12 protein-coding genes are annotated in these 16,160 nt (G+C 53.6%); 8 read left to right on the top strand and 4 right to left on the bottom strand.

Annotated elements, in window-relative coordinates:
• Positions 1–160: 160 nt before the first annotated feature.
• Entirely contained in the window at positions 161–1,336 is a 1,176-nt protein-coding gene (locus tag DW47_RS0108130) for a M20 aminoacylase family protein (RefSeq protein WP_029685905.1), read from the bottom strand.
• 579 nt (positions 1,337–1,915) lie between these two features.
• Here DW47_RS0108130 and DW47_RS0108125 point away from each other — a divergent pair.
• The 3 genes from DW47_RS0108125 to DW47_RS0108115 are packed head-to-tail and all read left to right on the top strand — an operon-like array spanning position 1,916 to position 5,433.
• Positions 1,916–2,419 (top strand): sugar dehydrogenase complex small subunit, encoded by a 504-nt coding sequence (locus DW47_RS0108125; RefSeq protein ID WP_029685904.1) that lies wholly within the window; start codon positions 1,916–1,918, stop codon positions 2,417–2,419.
• Positions 2,420–2,462: 43 nt separating this feature from the next.
• On the top strand, positions 2,463–4,067 hold the full coding sequence (locus DW47_RS0108120) for a GMC family oxidoreductase (protein ID WP_029685903.1): 1,605 nt from the start codon (positions 2,463–2,465) through the stop codon (positions 4,065–4,067).
• A gap of 10 nt (positions 4,068–4,077) precedes the next feature.
• Positions 4,078–5,433: a c-type cytochrome gene (locus DW47_RS0108115; protein WP_029685902.1), complete on the top strand. Its 1,356-nt coding sequence runs from the start codon at positions 4,078–4,080 to the stop codon at positions 5,431–5,433.
• Positions 5,434–5,504: 71 nt separating this feature from the next.
• Here DW47_RS0108115 and DW47_RS0108110 read toward each other — a convergent pair whose 3' ends face one another.
• Both DW47_RS0108110 and DW47_RS0108105 read right to left on the bottom strand, forming a co-directional pair.
• Positions 5,505–7,130 carry a multidrug ABC transporter permease/ATP-binding protein gene (locus DW47_RS0108110; protein ID WP_029685901.1) on the bottom strand — a complete coding sequence of 542 codons (1,626 nt, stop codon included), beginning with the start codon at positions 7,128–7,130 and terminating at the stop codon, positions 5,505–5,507.
• Between the two features lie 55 nt (positions 7,131–7,185).
• Positions 7,186–9,378 carry a TonB-dependent receptor gene (locus DW47_RS0108105; protein ID WP_029685900.1) on the bottom strand — a complete coding sequence of 731 codons (2,193 nt, stop codon included), beginning with the start codon at positions 9,376–9,378 and terminating at the stop codon, positions 7,186–7,188.
• Positions 9,379–9,525: 147 nt separating this feature from the next.
• Between DW47_RS0108105 and fhuF the strand changes: the two genes are divergently transcribed.
• From fhuF to DW47_RS0108080, 5 genes are all read left to right on the top strand, one after another.
• Positions 9,526–10,197: a siderophore-iron reductase FhuF gene (gene fhuF, locus DW47_RS0108100; protein ID WP_029685899.1), complete on the top strand. Its 672-nt coding sequence runs from the start codon at positions 9,526–9,528 to the stop codon at positions 10,195–10,197.
• Positions 10,191–11,000, top strand: coding sequence for an ATP-binding cassette domain-containing protein (locus DW47_RS0108095; protein WP_051150873.1), 810 nt, complete (start codon positions 10,191–10,193; stop codon positions 10,998–11,000). The genes fhuF and DW47_RS0108095 overlap by 7 nt, the downstream gene beginning before the upstream one ends.
• Positions 10,990–11,901: a Fe(3+)-hydroxamate ABC transporter substrate-binding protein FhuD gene (gene fhuD, locus DW47_RS0108090; RefSeq protein WP_051150872.1), complete on the top strand. Its 912-nt coding sequence runs from the start codon at positions 10,990–10,992 to the stop codon at positions 11,899–11,901. The genes DW47_RS0108095 and fhuD overlap by 11 nt, the downstream gene beginning before the upstream one ends.
• Entirely contained in the window at positions 11,894–13,831 is a 1,938-nt protein-coding gene (locus DW47_RS0108085) for an iron ABC transporter permease (protein WP_029685896.1), read from the top strand. The genes fhuD and DW47_RS0108085 overlap by 8 nt, the downstream gene beginning before the upstream one ends.
• A 151-nt stretch (positions 13,832–13,982) precedes the next feature.
• Complete coding sequence (locus DW47_RS0108080; RefSeq protein WP_029685895.1) at positions 13,983–15,200, top strand: multidrug efflux MFS transporter; 1,218 nt, start codon at positions 13,983–13,985, stop codon at positions 15,198–15,200.
• Between the two features lie 33 nt (positions 15,201–15,233).
• Here the strand turns inward: DW47_RS0108080 and DW47_RS0108075 are convergent, their stop codons facing one another.
• Positions 15,234–16,151, bottom strand: coding sequence for a bestrophin family protein (locus tag DW47_RS0108075; protein ID WP_029685894.1), 918 nt, complete (start codon positions 16,149–16,151; stop codon positions 15,234–15,236).
• Positions 16,152–16,160: the final 9 nt, after the last annotated feature.

Below are 16,160 nucleotides of genomic sequence, written 5' to 3'. Positions count from 1 at the left end.
ATGAGAGGCCACATCAATCCTTAAAATACAAAACGCCCGATGAAGTTCATCAGGCGTTTTACAGACAGAAAGCTGTCAATCTATACCAGGACTAGTCAGGTACTAAAGGCAAAAAACGCCCAGTCATCGACTGGGCGTTGAAGAGATATTAAGGTCGCCGTTAACGACAGTGGTTTTCCACCAGTCTGACAAAGAAACTGGCACCGGCGGAGATAATAGCATCGTTGAAATCATAGCCAGGATTATGCAATGAGCAGCCCTGCTTACCCTCCCCGTCATTACCCAGTAGAAAATACGTACCGGGCGTCTTCTCCAGCATAAAGGCAAAATCTTCGCTACCGTTCGATGGCTGGATGTTGTCCTCCACGGCATCGCGGCCAAACAGTTTAATCGCCAGGGCTTTCGCCTCCGCAGTCTGCTTTTCACTGTTGGTCAATACCGGATAGGATTCGTAGACTTCCAAGCTGGCGCTAGCACCGTAGGCTTCGGCAGTTTGTTGGCTAATTTCATGGATACGCTGGATCAGGAGATCCCGCACTTCCGGTTTCATAGCCCGCACGGTCAATTCCATTACTGCGGTCTCTGGGATCACATTGGAGGCAAAACCGGCATGGAAAGTCCCGACGGTCACTACCGCCACCTCCCCAGGGCGCACATTGCGCGAAACGATGCTCTGTAGCGACATAACCAGTGCCGAGGCCGCGATAATCGGGTCGACCGTATTGTACGGATGTGCGCCATGACCGCCCTTACCTTTTACGGTGATTTTTACGGTATCAGCCGAGGCCATAAAATGACCGGCATAAAAACCGAACTTGCCGGCCGGTAAACCCGGTTTGTTGTGCAGGGCGTAGACCGCGTCACAGGGAAAGCGCTCAAACAGCCCGTCTTTGATCATCAGTTCTGCCCCACCGATCGCCTCCTCGGCAGGCTGAAAAATGAGATGCACAGTACCGTTAAACTGGCAGGCATCAGATGCAAGGTAACGAGCGGCAGACAATAATATGGTGGTATGACCGTCATGGCCACAAGCATGCATTTTACCGGCTACTCGACTCTGATAACTCAAGCCTGTTTCTTCAAGGATCGGCAGTGCATCCATGTCTGCCCGCAGGCCGATAGCTTTCGGGGAATCCCCCTTTTTGAGGGTGCCCACCAGCCCAGTTTTACCAAGGTCACGGGTCACCTGATAGCCCCATTCGATCAGCTTTTCGGCCACCAGCGCACTGGTTTCAAACTCTTCGAGGCTCAATTCCGGATTGGCGTGCAGATGGCGTCGCAAGGCAATCATCTGTTGTTCGTTTTCTCGGATTTCCGGAATGACATAATCAAACATAAGGGACTCGCTGTTCAGTGATCACTGGTTTTTCGAGCATATCAGGCTGGAGTGAAAAGGCTAACAGAAAATGTAAACACAGACCCTGCACAGCCTAAAGACATTAATTTAACTTAATTAACTGTCCTTTTTTTAGCCTTTATGTTGGCAGTGCGATCCGCCAACAAACGGTTTACGCTTGGCGGCCACACGAAGGCTTGTAAGCAAAATGTTGGTTTTTGTTGAGGTGTTTCTATACTTTGTTACAACTTATTGGCAGATTTTCCCGTGCTCCTCCCGCAACGTCCCATGGTGAGTGAATGCTGAGGATTTTGCTACAAGCCTATGATTTTGGATAACTAAATGCTAATTGCCCTCATTACAGCTGTGTAAACGATTACACTCCAACTGAGAATCGCTCTCGTCTGGCCCGCTTACCTTACGATCACAGTAATCACTAGCCGCTATTGAGCCAATAATACGGCTTATAATAACCCTTGTGATCATTCAGCTTCCCTATTTTGAAGGCTGTCCTACAGCAAAAAAACAGTAAGCTGTATTTATCAATTATCATCAAAACAAAAACTCCAGGATATCTGTATGATTGATATTTTCTTTAACCTGTCACGCAGACGCATGCTGCAGGGCATGGGAGCACTGGCTGCCACGACCCTGTTACCCTCCGGCATTTTGCCTGCTTTTGCTGAAACACCGGCAAACCAAACCTTTCAAGCACTGTCCTCCCTGCTGACCGGGCGTAGCCAGTTACCGTCCGATTTTAGCCAAGCACTGCATGCGGCTTTCACTAAAATCGACGGCCAATTTCCGCAGAAAGTGGCGCGACTGAGTCAGTGGATCAGCGATCACTCCGTTCCGGCGGCACAGATTAAATCTCGATTAGCCGCTGACAGCTCCCTATCCGATCTCAGCGGACTGCCGTCACTGATCCTCACCGGTTGGTATTTAGGGGTTGCCGGGAGTGGTGATCAGGCGATTTGTGTCGCCTATTACGATGCCCTGGCTAACCGCGAGGTGTCATCGGTGTTAAACCCACCGACCTATGCCTTCGGTGCGTATGGCAGTTGGTCTGCGAAGCCACAGTAAGTAAGCAGCAGCCCCTATTTAATTACTCTAAGAGATGTGAGCTATGTCTGAGACAATTTCCACCGACGTGGTTGTGATTGGTTCCGGAGTGGTCGGTTCTTTGACCGCCCGTAAACTGGCACTGGCCGGACGTCAGGTATTAATGCTGGAAGCCGGTCCGCGTATTGAGCGTGACCAGATTGTGACCAACTTCCGTCACTCTGCACGTAAAAGTGACTTTATTGCCCCTTACCCTAATTCTAAAATTGCCCCTTTTCCTGACTACAAGCCGGAGGATAATGGCTATTTAGACCAGACCGGTCCAGAGGCGTATAAACCCGAATATTTGCGGGTGGTGGGTGGCACCAGTTGGCACTGGGCTGCCCAAGCTTGGCGACTGCTGCCTAACGATTTTCGGTTGAAATCGCAGTACGGGGTGGGCCGTGACTGGCCGATCAGTTATCAGGATCTGGAACCCTACTACTACGAGGCCGAACTGCTATGGGGAGTATCTGGACCGCCAGCAATGGCTAAATATTCGCCTCGTACTCAGCCCTATCCACTGCCGCCGGTGACTCAGTCTTACCTAGAACAACGGGTAACGGCCCGTCTGGCACCGAAATATGAGGTATTAACCAATACCACTGGACGTAACTCCCTGCCCTATGATGGCCGTCCGCAATGCTGTGGTAACAACAACTGTATGCCGATCTGCCCGATTGATGCCCAATATCACGGCGGGATCGCCGCCACTGCGGCAGAACAAGCGGGGGTAAAACTGATCCCCAAAGCCGTGGTATATAAACTCGAGCACAATGGCAAAGGGAAAATTACCGCCCTGCACTATTATGACTGGGATAAAGTCTCTCACCGTGTGGAAGCCGAGGTGTTTGTGATGGCGGCTAACGCTATCGAAACACCGCGTATTTTGATGTTGTCAGCGGATGATAAGAACCCGCATGGACTATGCAACAACTATGACCAACTGGGGCGTCATTTGATGGATCACCCATCTAATTCCGCGACCTTCTATGTGGATGAACCCTTATGGCCAGGGCGCGGACCAATGAGCCCGTCCTCCATTCAGCAGTTGCGTGATGGGGCCTTCCGGTCAGAATCTGCGGCGTTTCGTATCGATATTTCCAACTCCTCACAGGTCAGTAGTGCCGCCAGCAGTGCGATCAATGACGGCCTGACTGGGGCTGATCTCGACAGTGCCATTGTCTATCGGGCCTCACACACTCTCAGTATCAAAAACGTACTGGAACAATTGCCGGACCCGAATAACCGCACCATGCTCAGCACCCGTAAAAAAGATGCCCTCGGTCTACCGGTACCGGCATTCTCCTATTCGTTTGATGATTATGTGCAGAAAGGGATGCAGCATTCACTGGCCGTCTATGCCGATATCGCCAGCATGCTGGGCGCAAGTGATGTCCGTTATTCGACACCGGGGGTCTACAGTAATAACCAGCATATCACCGGCACCCTGGCCATGGGCCACGATGAGAAAACTTCGGTGACCGACCATGTGGGCAAAGCCTGGGAATATGACAACCTGTATATGGTTTCTACCGGTGTCATGCCGACGGTCGCCACCGCCAACTCGACCCTGACCGCCTGTGCGTTGGGATTACGTACCGCTGATGCCATTCTTGGTAAAATTTAAGGGAGCCGGAATGAAAAAGTTACTTTCACTGAGTGCCGGCGCTGCCCTGACGGCAATGCTGCTGGGCAATAGTGCTTTGGCTGCTGACAACAGTGGTCAGACACTGATCCAGAAAGGTCAATACTTAGCCGTAGCCGGTGACTGCGCCGCCTGTCACACCGCACCAGGGGGCAAACCCTTTGCCGGTGGTCTGGCGATCAGTACTCCTATTGGCCAGATCTATTCCACTAACATTACCCCGTCTCACCAAGACGGTATCGGTGATTATTCGTTGGCAGAATTTGAGAAAGCCGTCCGTCAAGGTGTACGCCGCGACGGGGCTAATCTCTATCCGGCCATGCCGTATACCAGCTATGCGCGCATCAGCGATGAAGATATGCAGGCGCTGTACGCCTACTTTATGCACGGTGTCACGCCGGTGGATAGCCGTGCTCCGGCAACCTCGCTGCCTTTCCCGTTCAATATCCGTATGTCGATGGCCGGCTGGAACATGATTTTCGCCGGTGACAAACCTTATGCAAATGATCCGTCGCAATCGGCACAATGGAACCGCGGCGCTTACTTGGTGCAGGGGTTGGCCCACTGTTCGACTTGCCACACACCACGTAATGCCCTGATGGCAGAAAAGTCCTCCGATGCGCTGGCAGGAGCTTCCCTCGGGACTTGGTATGCACCGAACATTACCCCTGATCCGCACGCCGGTATCGGCCATTGGTCAGCAGATGACCTGGCCACTTATCTGTCCACCGGACGTTCACCGACCGGGTCGCAAGCGGGCGGACCAATGCTGGAAGCTATCGATAAGAGTTTCAGTAAACTGACGCCGGCGGATATTCAGGCGATCGTGACCTATATCCGTAGTGTTAAACCACAGTCCGCCGGTGCCGCACCGGGTAACGTGCCCGCCTCAGCGCCCCGTTTCTCCGATGTTGGTCTGATGAATGGCAGTGCACCTCAGGGTCAGCAACTGTATGACTCCCACTGTTCGACCTGCCACCAACCTGATGGACAAGGGCGTAATGACTTGCCCGCGTTATGGAATAATGCGGCACTGCACCGACCGGTGGCTGATAACGCGGTGATGGCGGTATTGCAGGGGCTGACCCCGACACAAGGTCAAGCAATGCCTGCTTTCCACAGTGCGATGAATGATCAACAAATTGCTGATCTGGTTAACTATCTGTTCAAAACTTATGGCGATGCTGGGGTACAGACTACCGCAGAACGGGTTAAGCAACTGCGTGAAGGTGGTACTCCTTCGCCGCTGCTAAATCTCGCCCAAGGCGGTATGGTTGTCGTTGGGGTGATCATTGTCCTGTTGATTGCCGGGCTATTGTTCCGCCGCCGTCGTAAACAGCCACGTTAAGACTGAAAGCACAAGGGCTGCCACTGGCAGCCCTGTTACCATTTAGGTGTATCACCCACCTGCACTTGGCCTTATAGTCGAGCAATGGCTTCCCGGCTGGCAGCTTGGCGATCAGCCCCGGTCAGCTCTCGAAGCTGGCCCTCAGACATCTGCAGCACACGGTCCGCTTGGTCAAAATAATCATCATCATGGCTGATGATGATTAACGTTTTACCTTGCTCGCGTAACCACGGCAGCAGATGCCGGTAGAAATAGCGCCTAAACTGCGGGTCCTGCTCTGCAGCCCACTCATCAAGAAACAGAATATCGCGCTTCTCCGCCAGTGCCAGTAACAGTGCCACCCGTTTCTTTTGCCCCTGGGACAGCGACTCTGTGGGGATCGCCGAGATATCACTGATTTTGTCGCTTAGTTGCAGCTTTTCGAGCCATTGCTGAGCCAACGCGGAATCGCCAGGCTGTGGTTCGACAAACAACGTGCTGAACAGCCATGGCCGGGTAAAGACTACCGAAAACAGTGAACGCAACTGTGGTGGACTAAGGGGTTGTCCATCAAGTCTGACCGCGGCATTTGGCGGACTATACAAGCCGGATAGCATCAAGCTGAGTGTTGATTTTCCGGAGCCGTTAGCACCAATAATAAACAGGATTTCTCCGCGCTGTAGCTGTAGGTTCACCGGGCCGAGACGGAAATCACTGTCTGGATAGTGCCAACTGAGCCCCTCCCAGCGTAAATTCTGCCAGTCTGTAGGCAATGATGTTGGCGCGGGTCCAGAGGGCTGCTGTCGTTCCGGGAACAGTGCATTGATTTTGGTGAATGCCAGTTCGCCACTGAGTAAGGTTGGCCAGGCGCCAATCGCTTGCAGCAACGGCGAGCGGAGAAATAATACCGTCAGGGCAAATGAGGTTGCAGTGGCCGAGGTGATCCACTGCAATGGCTGAGCAGTCAGAAAAATCACGCCGGTCAGCCCTAGGATCATAATATTTGACCAGTGGGTCGCCGACAAATGATAACTGTCGGCGCGGATCAGATGTTGACGATAGCCCTGCTCAGCCTGCTGGTAATCATGCTGATAGAAATGACGGGCTCGCTGCGGATTAAGCGCCAGCTCCTTCTTGCCGTGGATCACTACCTGGAAGACCGCCTGCAGACGGCTTTCATACTCTCGGACTTGCCGGATATGCAGATAGACCCGGTTGACCATCCGATAACCGAGGTAAAAGGTCACCGCCATCCACACTATCACCAGCACCAGTACCGATAACGACAAATAACCGAGCCACACGATGGCCACTAGGCCGAGGATCACCCCTTGTATCAGCTCCGGCAATCGGACAAAGGCCAAGGTGATAGTACGAATATCGGCGCCCAGCAGTGCTAATAACTCACCGTTGCCCTGCTGTTCAAGCGTTTGGAGCGGCGTTTCCATCATCTGCACTATCATCCGGCTGCGTTTACGCCAGATAAAATGGTGGCCGAGGGTCGTCAGCGTCCATTGTGCCCCGAGGGTGACTGCCAGTAACAGCAGTAGCAGCCCGATGAGGGCGCCGCCCTGCTGCCACCAAGGGGCACTGTGCATCAGCATTCGATTGATAAAAGCGATGGTGAAAATACCCAAGCAAGCGCTGAGTAGGTTAAGCAGAATAATGCCGCACAGCGCCCACAGGTGCTGTCGCAAGATGGAGGTCAGTAAGGACATAACAGATCACCGGAAAGCCCGCCGCACGCGGCGGGATCATAAAAAAACATCAGTGTCAGAAACCGACGGTCATTGACAGCCGCAGGGTGCGCGGATCACCCTGGGTCAGATAACCACTATCTTTACCGATGGTCTGCCAATATTTGGCATCGGTCACATTCTCAATGCCCGCGCGCCAGGTGATCTGATTCTCTTTCCACGGCATCTGGTACTGAACCCCAAGATCCAGGCGGGTCCAAGCGGGCAGTTTCAAGCTATTACTGCTGTTGGCATACTGCTGGCTGGTGTGCACTAAGGTGCCAGATAAGGTGACACCCTGTAAATGCGGCACGTCCCATTCGGTACCCAACGTCCATTGATTGCGCGGCACACCGACGGCATCTTTACCGTTTGAGGTAGAACTGTTATTGCTGATCACCGGCTTCAGCCACGTGGTCCCGGCATTTACCCGCCAGCCTAGCACCGGTTCGCCAAACAGGTTCAGCTCCACGCCCTGATTACGCTGCTCGCCATTCAGGCGATAAACACCATCGGTATCGATAAACGCCGCCTGTTTGCGCATATCAAACAGTGCCAAGCTGCCACCGTAGGTGTTCCTCTCCACTTTCAGGCCAACTTCATTCTGCCGAGTGCGGCTAATACCGACAATTTTACCAGCATTGGTGGCATTAAACGGTGCTGCATCAGCGGCCTGCAGACCTTCAATATGGTTGGCATACACCGATAGCCAGTCCTTCGCCTTCCACACTACGCCATATACCGGCGACCAGCGGTGGGCATCGAAAGCACCGTTCGGGTCTTCAGCACCGGTGTACTCGTAGTTGCGGATACGTAGGGTTTGGTAACGTGCTCCGGCGGTAAACAGCAGTTGATCGTCCAGTACTCCAAAAGTATCGGACAGAGAGATGCCATTATTGGTGGTGCGGCTGCGCACCGAGGGGGCACTCATATTCCCGCCGCTGTAAATCATCTCACCTGGCGTCACGTCGGACGGATGATAAATATTAGGGCCGTCAACGGTACCGGTCATAGTGTAGGCACTGGCGGCACGGTTATAGATACCCGAGTACCCCACGTTTATCTGATGGCTTACCGCGCCGGTATGGAATTTACCCCGTAGACCAGCCATGCCGCTGACCGTATCTGAAGTGTAATGGGTGTCCATACGACTGATTTTCGAATCACCGTCTAAACTGGTGACTTTTGGCGTACCGCTTACTGACCACTCATTGGTATGACTCGCACCAATGGCACTGTACAGCACCCAGTCTGGGGTCAGATGATAGTCATTTTTTAGCATTGCATAGCGGGTAGACAGATCCGCCGAATTCCAGCGCTGGGCATAATTGGTACGGTTATCCGGGACTGCTGGAATGCCATCTAATCCGCTGTCGAGGGTGATCCCTACCCGGCCATTATGAATAGTGGACTCAACGTAACCGAGGTCCAATGAGCTGTCCAGTTTATCACCATGGTAGTCCAAACCGAGGAAGGCAGCACTGGTGCGCTCTTTCTGATGATTGATCGCTGTCCCCCCTTCACGATGGACTACATTGGCCCGCACCCCGAACTGGTCATTATCGCCAAAACGCTGACCGATATCTGCACTCACCCCAGGTTGGCTACGCGAACTGTAATCAACGGTAACATTACGGGTGGGTAATGACTGGGCATGTTTTGATTCGATATTAATGTTTCCGCCGACACCGGTGCCCGCAGCCGGTACGCCGTTGAGAAAGGCGCTAGAGCCTTTGAGGATCTCAATACGCGATACCCCTTCCAGCGGCAGGATCTGGCGAGGTAAGATGCCATACAGCCCGTTAAAGGAGATATCATCACCGTAGAGATCAAAGCCACGGATGCGAAAACCTTGGGAAAAGTTGCCGTAACCGCGCACATTCTGTACCGAGGCATCATTTTTCACTACATCTTGTAAAGTCCGCGCCTGCTGGCTTTGAATCAGTTTTTCAGTATAGCCCACCACGCTAAAAGGCACATCCATCGCTTTCTGTTCACCCAGCACCCCGAGGCGGCCACCATTGGCGATATCACCATCAAGAAATGCGGGGATAGGGTCCTGACCGTTATTAGTTTGGTCGCTGACTCGCTGGCCGGTAACCACCAGAGTGTTGTCTTGTTGGGTGCTATCGCTAGCCGCCACGGCGATGTGTGGAGTGAAGGGTAAAACTGCCAGCAATACCAAGGGAGTCACCCCGGCCGGATAGAACGTATGACTTGTTCGTTTCATTAAAACCTGCACTTATTGTTATCTGTTTTGCCCGCCCCGCCTCGCGCGGTCTCGCAGGCACCCCGAAATTAGCAAATATAATAATGCAACTGTTTATCATTTGCATTATTATTACTATATAGTTATTCACGGCTTGGATCGATCCCCATGCAGACATTACCCGGTGACTATGACCTGCCCCGCCAGGTCGCTGCACAGCGCTTACTGGACCCAGTCTTTTACGACGCGTTGCTGCCTGCTGGGCTGCAGAATGCCCTACCTGTTCAGCGCCTGCCTTGGCTCTCCCTATGGTCACACTGGATTTTTGCCATCACCCTTACCGACTGGGCCAAGCGTCTGTGTAGAGAACGTGAATCACTACCATTATGGGATTTTTCAGGGCAGATCTTGCTTAATGATCGTGGACTGCCCGAACAATGGTTGCAGCGCGGTACCCCATGCTACCTGTTCAGCGCCACTCAACAGTGGCAGCACTGTCAGCGGTTAACCGACGACTTTATTCGGCCGCTGTGCCACACCTTAGCGGAACTTTCTGGTGGGAATAGCCGTGTGTTTTATAGCAATGCGGCGGTGCGTCTGTGGGCAGGTATGCAACAGGCAGAATTACAGCAGGCCGACTGCAGCGCTGTGCAACAGTTGCTGACGGCTACTCACCTTCGTGATGCAGAAACCAATCCGCTGTGTGCCCCCTATCGACCGCAACCCCATACTCAACCGCAGCAAGTGATACGCCGCCACTGCTGCCTGCTATACCGGCTGGAAGGCTATGAAAAATGTGCTTCCTGCCCGCTGACTCATTGCCGGAAAAAAGAATGTTAAATACAGAGATCCCTGCACCTAGCGGCAAACGTACCGGCTTCGAGCTGCGTAATGTCCGCATGGTGATCGATCAACAGGAAATTTTAAAGCCACTCAGCATATCCCTGTCCCCACACCGTGTGACCGGACTGATTGGCCATAATGGCTCAGGCAAATCGACGCTGATGAAGCTGCTTAGCCGCCAATATCAGGCCAGTAGCGGCGATATTTTCTGGCAACAGCAGCCGCTGGCGGACTGGGGATCTAAAGCTTTTGCCCGCCAAGTGGCTTGTCTGCCACAGCAGTTACCGGCTGCAGAAGGCATGACTGTACGCGAACTGGTGTCACTGGGGCGTTTCCCTTGGCAGGGAGCCTTGGGGAAAAGCTCGCAGGCTGACCGGCTGCGTATTGATCAGGCTATCGCCAGTGTCGATCTCAGCCATTATGCAGATCGTTTGGTGGAATCCTTGTCAGGAGGTGAACGACAACGGGCATGGATTGCCATGTGTGTGGTGCAGGCTAGTGATTGTCTGCTGCTCGACGAACCTACCTCAGCGTTGGATATTGCCCATCAAAAAGAGGTGTTGAATGTGATCCGTCGACTCAGTGATCACCATCAGTTAACGGTCATTATGGTGCTGCATGACATCAATATGGCGGCGCGGGTGTGCGATGAATTTATCGCTTTACGCCAAGGGGAGGTCATTTTTCAGGGAGACCGAGCGGCCTTGATGACCCCCCAGCGCCTAGAGTCGATCTACGGTGTACCCATGGGGGTGTTTCGCCAACCACAAAGCGGAGAGCTGATTAGCTATGTTTGTTAGTCCTCTCAATCCCTTGGCGCTGTCACGGCGCCAGTTTCTGAAGACCTCCGCGTTACTGCTGGGCGCCGCCAATCTCCCTACCAGCTATGCTGAGCCAATCAATGCCACTCCCCGGGTTGCGGCGCTGGAATGGGCGGCGGTTGAAATGCTGGCTACCCTCGGGCTGGCACCCGTAGCAGTGAGTGATAAACAGGGTTACCAAGACTGGGTCAGTGCGCCGCCGTTATCGCCACAGATGACCGAGTTGGGGTTGCGTTCGCAGCCTAACCTAGAGCTGCTGGCGGGGCTTAAGCCGGATCTGCTGATCCTGCCACAACAGGCTGCCTTGCCGACTGACCGCCTAGAGAAGATTGCACCACTCTGGGAATACCCATTTGTCACTCCAGGAAATGGACCACTGCCCCAGGCTCGTCGCAATATCCTGGCTCTGGCACAACGGCTCCAACGTCAATCTCAGGCCGCGGAATGGTTGCACAGGTATGATCTGCAGCAAAGCCGCTTTCAGCAACAGTTCCGCACTCAGCAAGGGACTCGGGTATTGATGTTCACCCTGCTGACACCGCGCCAAGCATTGGTGCTGACTGCCGACAGCCTATTCGGGGAAGTGCTGACGCAATGCGGTTTACACTGTGCTTGGCAGGGGGCGACCTCGGTATGGGGCAGCGTGATTGTTGGTATCGAACAGCTGCTGACCTGCGAAACGGACCTGGCTCTGATGTTCAGCCACGATAACCCTCAATTGTTGCAGAGTCTGGCAAATTCACCGCTATGGCAGCAGATGCCGTTTGTCCGCCAACAACGCTGCTATACTCTGCCGCCAGTGTGGATGTATGGCAGCCTACTGTCAGCACAACGCTTTACCACACAGTTAGCCCATGTGTTACGGAGAGAAAATGCCTAACGCTGTGCGTACGCTGCTATGGCTTTTGCTGCCGTTAGCCGCCCTGACCTTACTCGGCATTAACCTGCATTATTACCTGCCAGCGCAGAGTAGTGATTCACCGTTACCGGCGACTCTGATGACCCAACGAGCGTTACTGTTTCACTACAGTTATTTGCCCCGGGTCGCCGTCGCGTTGCTCGCGGGCGCGGCGCTAGGGGCCGCCGGTTGGCTCTGTCAGATACTCCTGAAGAACCCGCTGGCGGAACCGGCGACTTTGGGGATCGCTTCCGGTGCACAACTGGGTCTAACATTAGCCACCCTAAGCGGTGGAACACTCTGGCTGACACAGGGGTTATCCTTGGGTGGTGCACTGCTAGCAGCGCTGATCATCTTTTTGCTTAGCCTGAGACAGCAATTATCTCCGTTGACGCTACTGCTCAGTGGGCTGGTGATCGGTCTATTCTGTTCGGCACTGCAACAAGGTCTCACCCTGTTTCACCATGAACAGTTACAGAATCTGTTCATTTGGAGCAGCGGTAACTTGGCGCAAAATGACTGGTCAGTGGCCCGCAATCTGCTGCCCGGACTCTGGTTGGCGCTGCTGCTGATCCTGTTGTCGGCCAAAGGGCTGAATTTGCTGCGCTTGTCCGATGACGTGGTTAACAGCCTTGGCGGACGTAGCCAGCAGCTACGGTTATGGGGATTACTGCTGGTGACATTACTGGCCGGATGGACCATCAGTCAGACCGGACTGATTGGCTTTATCGGCTTATTTGCCCCGCAAATTTGCCGATTATTTCCTCGGCAACGTTTTGTGGTCGATCTACTACGGGTGGCAGCCTTTGGTGCGCTGATCCTGTTGTGTTGCGATCAGTTATCACTGTTAGCGGAACGGGCGGGTATGCTCCTTACAGCCGGGAATATCAGTGCTATCCTCGGTATTCCATTGATGCTGATAATTATTGCCCGCGCCCGTTTTATCAACCTGCCGCCGCTGGCGTCGTCCCGACAACGCTTACGGGCAGTGCCAGGCTGGCAGTGGTGGGTACTGCTGCTTCTGCTGGCGGCCTTGCTCAGTCCCGGCTTATTACGCACGCCACAGGGGTGGCTATTTTGCTGGCCAGACAGTGAAGGTTATCGCTGGCCTCGTGCCTTACTGAGTGCTTCCTGTGGCGGCTTATTGGCGCTCGGGGGAGCGATTCTGCAACGCCTGACCGGCAATCCATTGGCCAGTCCGGAGGTGTTGGGAGTCAATAGCGGTGCCGCCTGTGGTGTGGTGCTGGTACTCCTGTTTCTGCCCTTCAGCGGCCCTGCGCTGTTGTTTCCTGCCGCACTGGCAGGGGCAATGGTTAGCCTAATCGTGATCCTGCTGTTTTCCCTCAGTCGCGGAGCGGCTAGCTCCCGGATATTATTGGCAGGCACCGCCCTGAGCGCCCTTTCAGCGGCGATTATCAGTCTATTACTGGCGAGTGGTGCCCCGAACGCCAGTCGGATCATCAGTTGGTTATCTGGTTCCGCCTGGGGAACGCGCCCACTGCAAGGGATCAGTGGCTGTGTCGCGCTGGTGATAGCCTTACCGCTATCCCTGTTCTTCAGCCGCTGGCTGACCATTCTACCGCTGGGTCGACAGGTGGCCGCCTCACTTGGCATTTCACTACCTAGGGTAACCGCGCTGTTGCTACTATTCTGCGCGATGCTCAGCGCCTGCGCCACACTATTGATGGGGCCGATGAGTTTTATCGGTTTGCTGGCACCACAACTGATCCGTGGTGTCGGTGTCCGTCATCCACAAACTGCACTGCCGCTCACCGTGGTGGCTGGCGCTTTATTAATGTTGGCAGCAGATACCCTTGGACGGCTTGTCATATGGCCGTTTGAGATACCCGCTGGCGTCATTGCCGTGTTACTCGGCACGCCAGTATTTATTTATCTACTCTGCCGCCGCTGAAGATGCGACTCTCCCCCTTATATAAGTGACAACGTCACCTAGATTCGTAGAGTGACGTGTGTCTTTTTCGAGGAGTGGACGAGAAACTCTGCCATTCACCGATAAGCTGACGTATACTTTTTTTTCCATCTGTTCAACTGAACCCGACCTTATGATTTCCTGGAAAAAAAATCTGTTTTCCCTGTGGCTCGGCTGTTTTATCACCGGACTCGGCACCAGCCAGATTTTACCTTTTCTGCCCCTCTATATTTCACAGCTTGGCCATTACTCTACTTCTGATCTCACCCTTTGGTCAGGCCTGACCTTCAGTATCACTTTCCTGGTGTCTGCGATTGTTTCACCATTGTGGGGCCGGATGGCGGATACCCGTGGCCGTAAGTTGATGTTGATCCGTGCCGCAGTGGGCATGGCAATTGCGATTTTCTGCCAAGGGCTGGTGACCAATGTCTGGCAGTTGTTTCTGCTGAGGGGAGTGATGGGGTTAGCTTCCGGTTATATTCCTAATGCGATGGCACTGGTCGCCGCACAGGCTCCGAAAGGGAAAAGTGGCTGGGCATTGAGCATTCTGTCTACTGCGCAAATCAGCGGACTGTTAGGTGGGCCACTACTAGGGGGATATCTAGCGGACCATGTCGGTATGCGTCCAGTGTTTCACGTCACCACTGTGCTGCTGGTGATCACTACCCTGTTGACCATATTCCTCATCAAAGAAGAGCCCCACCAGCCTCGAGAGAAAAAAGCCGAGCGTAAATCCCTGTCGGTATGGAAAAGCGTGCCTTCTGCCTCGGTGATCCTCAGCCTACTGTTCTGTACCCTGGCCGTACAACTGTGTAACGGCTCGGTTAACCCAATCTTATTTCTCTATGTGCAACATTTGTCGCCGGATAGCCAAAATATCGCCTTTATCAGTGGCTTTATTGCCGCGTTACCGGGAATGTCGGCGTTGATCTCTGCCCCAATCTGGGGACGCCTAGGTGACCGTATCGGCCCGCAGCGGATTATCAGTGTGGCGTTTGTGATGTTTATCCTGCTGTTAACCCTGATGTCTCTGGTCAGCAGCGTTACCCAGTTTTCGCTACTCCGTTTTCTGTTGGGATTTGCCGATGGCGCGATGTTCCCGGCAATCCAGTCACTGCTGTTGCGTCACTCCTCGCCCGCAGTCTCTGGGCGGGTGTTTGGCTATAATCAGTCGTTTATGAACCTTGGTAATGTGGCGGGACCGTTGCTGGGGGCAGCGACGTCGGCGGCTCTGGGGATGCGCTGGGTATTTTTCGCCTCAGCCATCGTCATCCTGATAAATTTGATTTATCTGCGCTTAACCTTTGTCAAAGCCCGTAACGCTGGGACACTGATAGAAAGCGACGCCTAGCAGAGGCCCGGCACTATGCCGGGCCTCACTGTTTTAGGTCAGACGAAACTGTGCATCCGGGGTCAGCGCCGCAGGTAACGGTGACTGATCGGTCATCTCCAGCATATGCCGTTCGATGGTGCGACTGATAGCATCCAATGGCAGATGGTTAGAGGCGGTGCCGAATGGGGTTTCCAGTTCCTCTGCCAGAGATTCTAGCGACAGAAAGGTATAGGAGATAAACACCGAAACCAGTATCGTCATGAGATGCAGTTCAGTGACCAGCGAGAACGGCAGCAAGGTACAGAACAGGTAGACGGTGCGATGCAAAATCAGGGTATAGGCAAATGGGATAGGGGTATTATCGATGCGTTCACAGCCCCCAAGCACCGTTTCGAGCTTCCGCAGTGGCGCATCCAGGGTCTCAAACAGCATATCGGAAATCTGACCGCGACGGCGTAACGCCCCTATCTCCTCACCGATCAGCAGCAGAATACGGTTGGCACGAAATGGGCTGGCTAACACCGCATCCCGCGCATCGACCGGCAACAGCCGCTGCAGATCAGCACTGGCCTCGGTGTTACGCAACTGATGCTTCAAGGCACAAGCGTAGGCAGATAACAGTGCAGCAATCCTTCTCAGCGCCGGGTTATCGGCATCAAGTAACGAGCGTAATTGGCGCATCAGGATACGGCTATTTATCAGCAGCGTTCCCCACAACAGTCTCGCCTCAAGAAAGCGTGCGTAGCTGGCGTTATTACGAAAGCCGAGGAAGATGGCAATCGCCACACCCAGCAAACTAAAGGGGGCAGTAGTCAGTTTAATATTGAGTGTCTGGTACCAAGGCAGTACCAATACTGCAATCACTGACATGACCACATTGAGGCTAAGACGAAAAGCAATTTTCGACAGCACTGAGCCATGCCAATCGAAAAGACGGATAAACCAGTGTTGAGGTTGACGAATAATCATGGAATGTCG

Source organism: Tatumella saanichensis (assembly GCF_000439375.1).
Lineage (GTDB): Bacteria > Pseudomonadota > Gammaproteobacteria > Enterobacterales > Enterobacteriaceae > Tatumella > Tatumella saanichensis.
The sequence above is the reverse complement of the archived record's forward strand: the minus strand, read 5'-3'. Positions and strand labels throughout refer to the sequence as shown.

Bases quoted from the DNA above. Each gene is read 5' to 3' on its own strand.
- DW47_RS0108130 (WP_029685905.1), bottom strand. From the start codon at position 1,336: ATGTTTGATTATGTCATTCCGGAAATCCGAGAAAACGAACAACAGATG.
- DW47_RS0108125 (WP_029685904.1), top strand. From the start codon at position 1,916: ATGATTGATATTTTCTTTAACCTGTCACGCAGACGCATGCTGCAGGGC.
- DW47_RS0108110 (WP_029685901.1), bottom strand. From the start codon at position 7,130: ATGTCCTTACTGACCTCCATCTTGCGACAGCACCTGTGGGCGCTGTGC.
- DW47_RS0108115 (WP_029685902.1), top strand. From the start codon at position 4,078: ATGAAAAAGTTACTTTCACTGAGTGCCGGCGCTGCCCTGACGGCAATG.
- DW47_RS0108095 (WP_051150873.1), top strand. From the start codon at position 10,191: ATGTTAAATACAGAGATCCCTGCACCTAGCGGCAAACGTACCGGCTTC.
- fhuF (WP_029685899.1), top strand. From the start codon at position 9,526: ATGCAGACATTACCCGGTGACTATGACCTGCCCCGCCAGGTCGCTGCA.
- DW47_RS0108085 (WP_029685896.1), top strand. From the start codon at position 11,894: ATGCCTAACGCTGTGCGTACGCTGCTATGGCTTTTGCTGCCGTTAGCC.
- DW47_RS0108120 (WP_029685903.1), top strand. From the start codon at position 2,463: ATGTCTGAGACAATTTCCACCGACGTGGTTGTGATTGGTTCCGGAGTG.
- DW47_RS0108105 (WP_029685900.1), bottom strand. From the start codon at position 9,378: ATGAAACGAACAAGTCATACGTTCTATCCGGCCGGGGTGACTCCCTTG.
- DW47_RS0108080 (WP_029685895.1), top strand. From the start codon at position 13,983: ATGATTTCCTGGAAAAAAAATCTGTTTTCCCTGTGGCTCGGCTGTTTT.
- fhuD (WP_051150872.1), top strand. From the start codon at position 10,990: ATGTTTGTTAGTCCTCTCAATCCCTTGGCGCTGTCACGGCGCCAGTTT.
- DW47_RS0108075 (WP_029685894.1), bottom strand. From the start codon at position 16,151: ATGATTATTCGTCAACCTCAACACTGGTTTATCCGTCTTTTCGATTGG.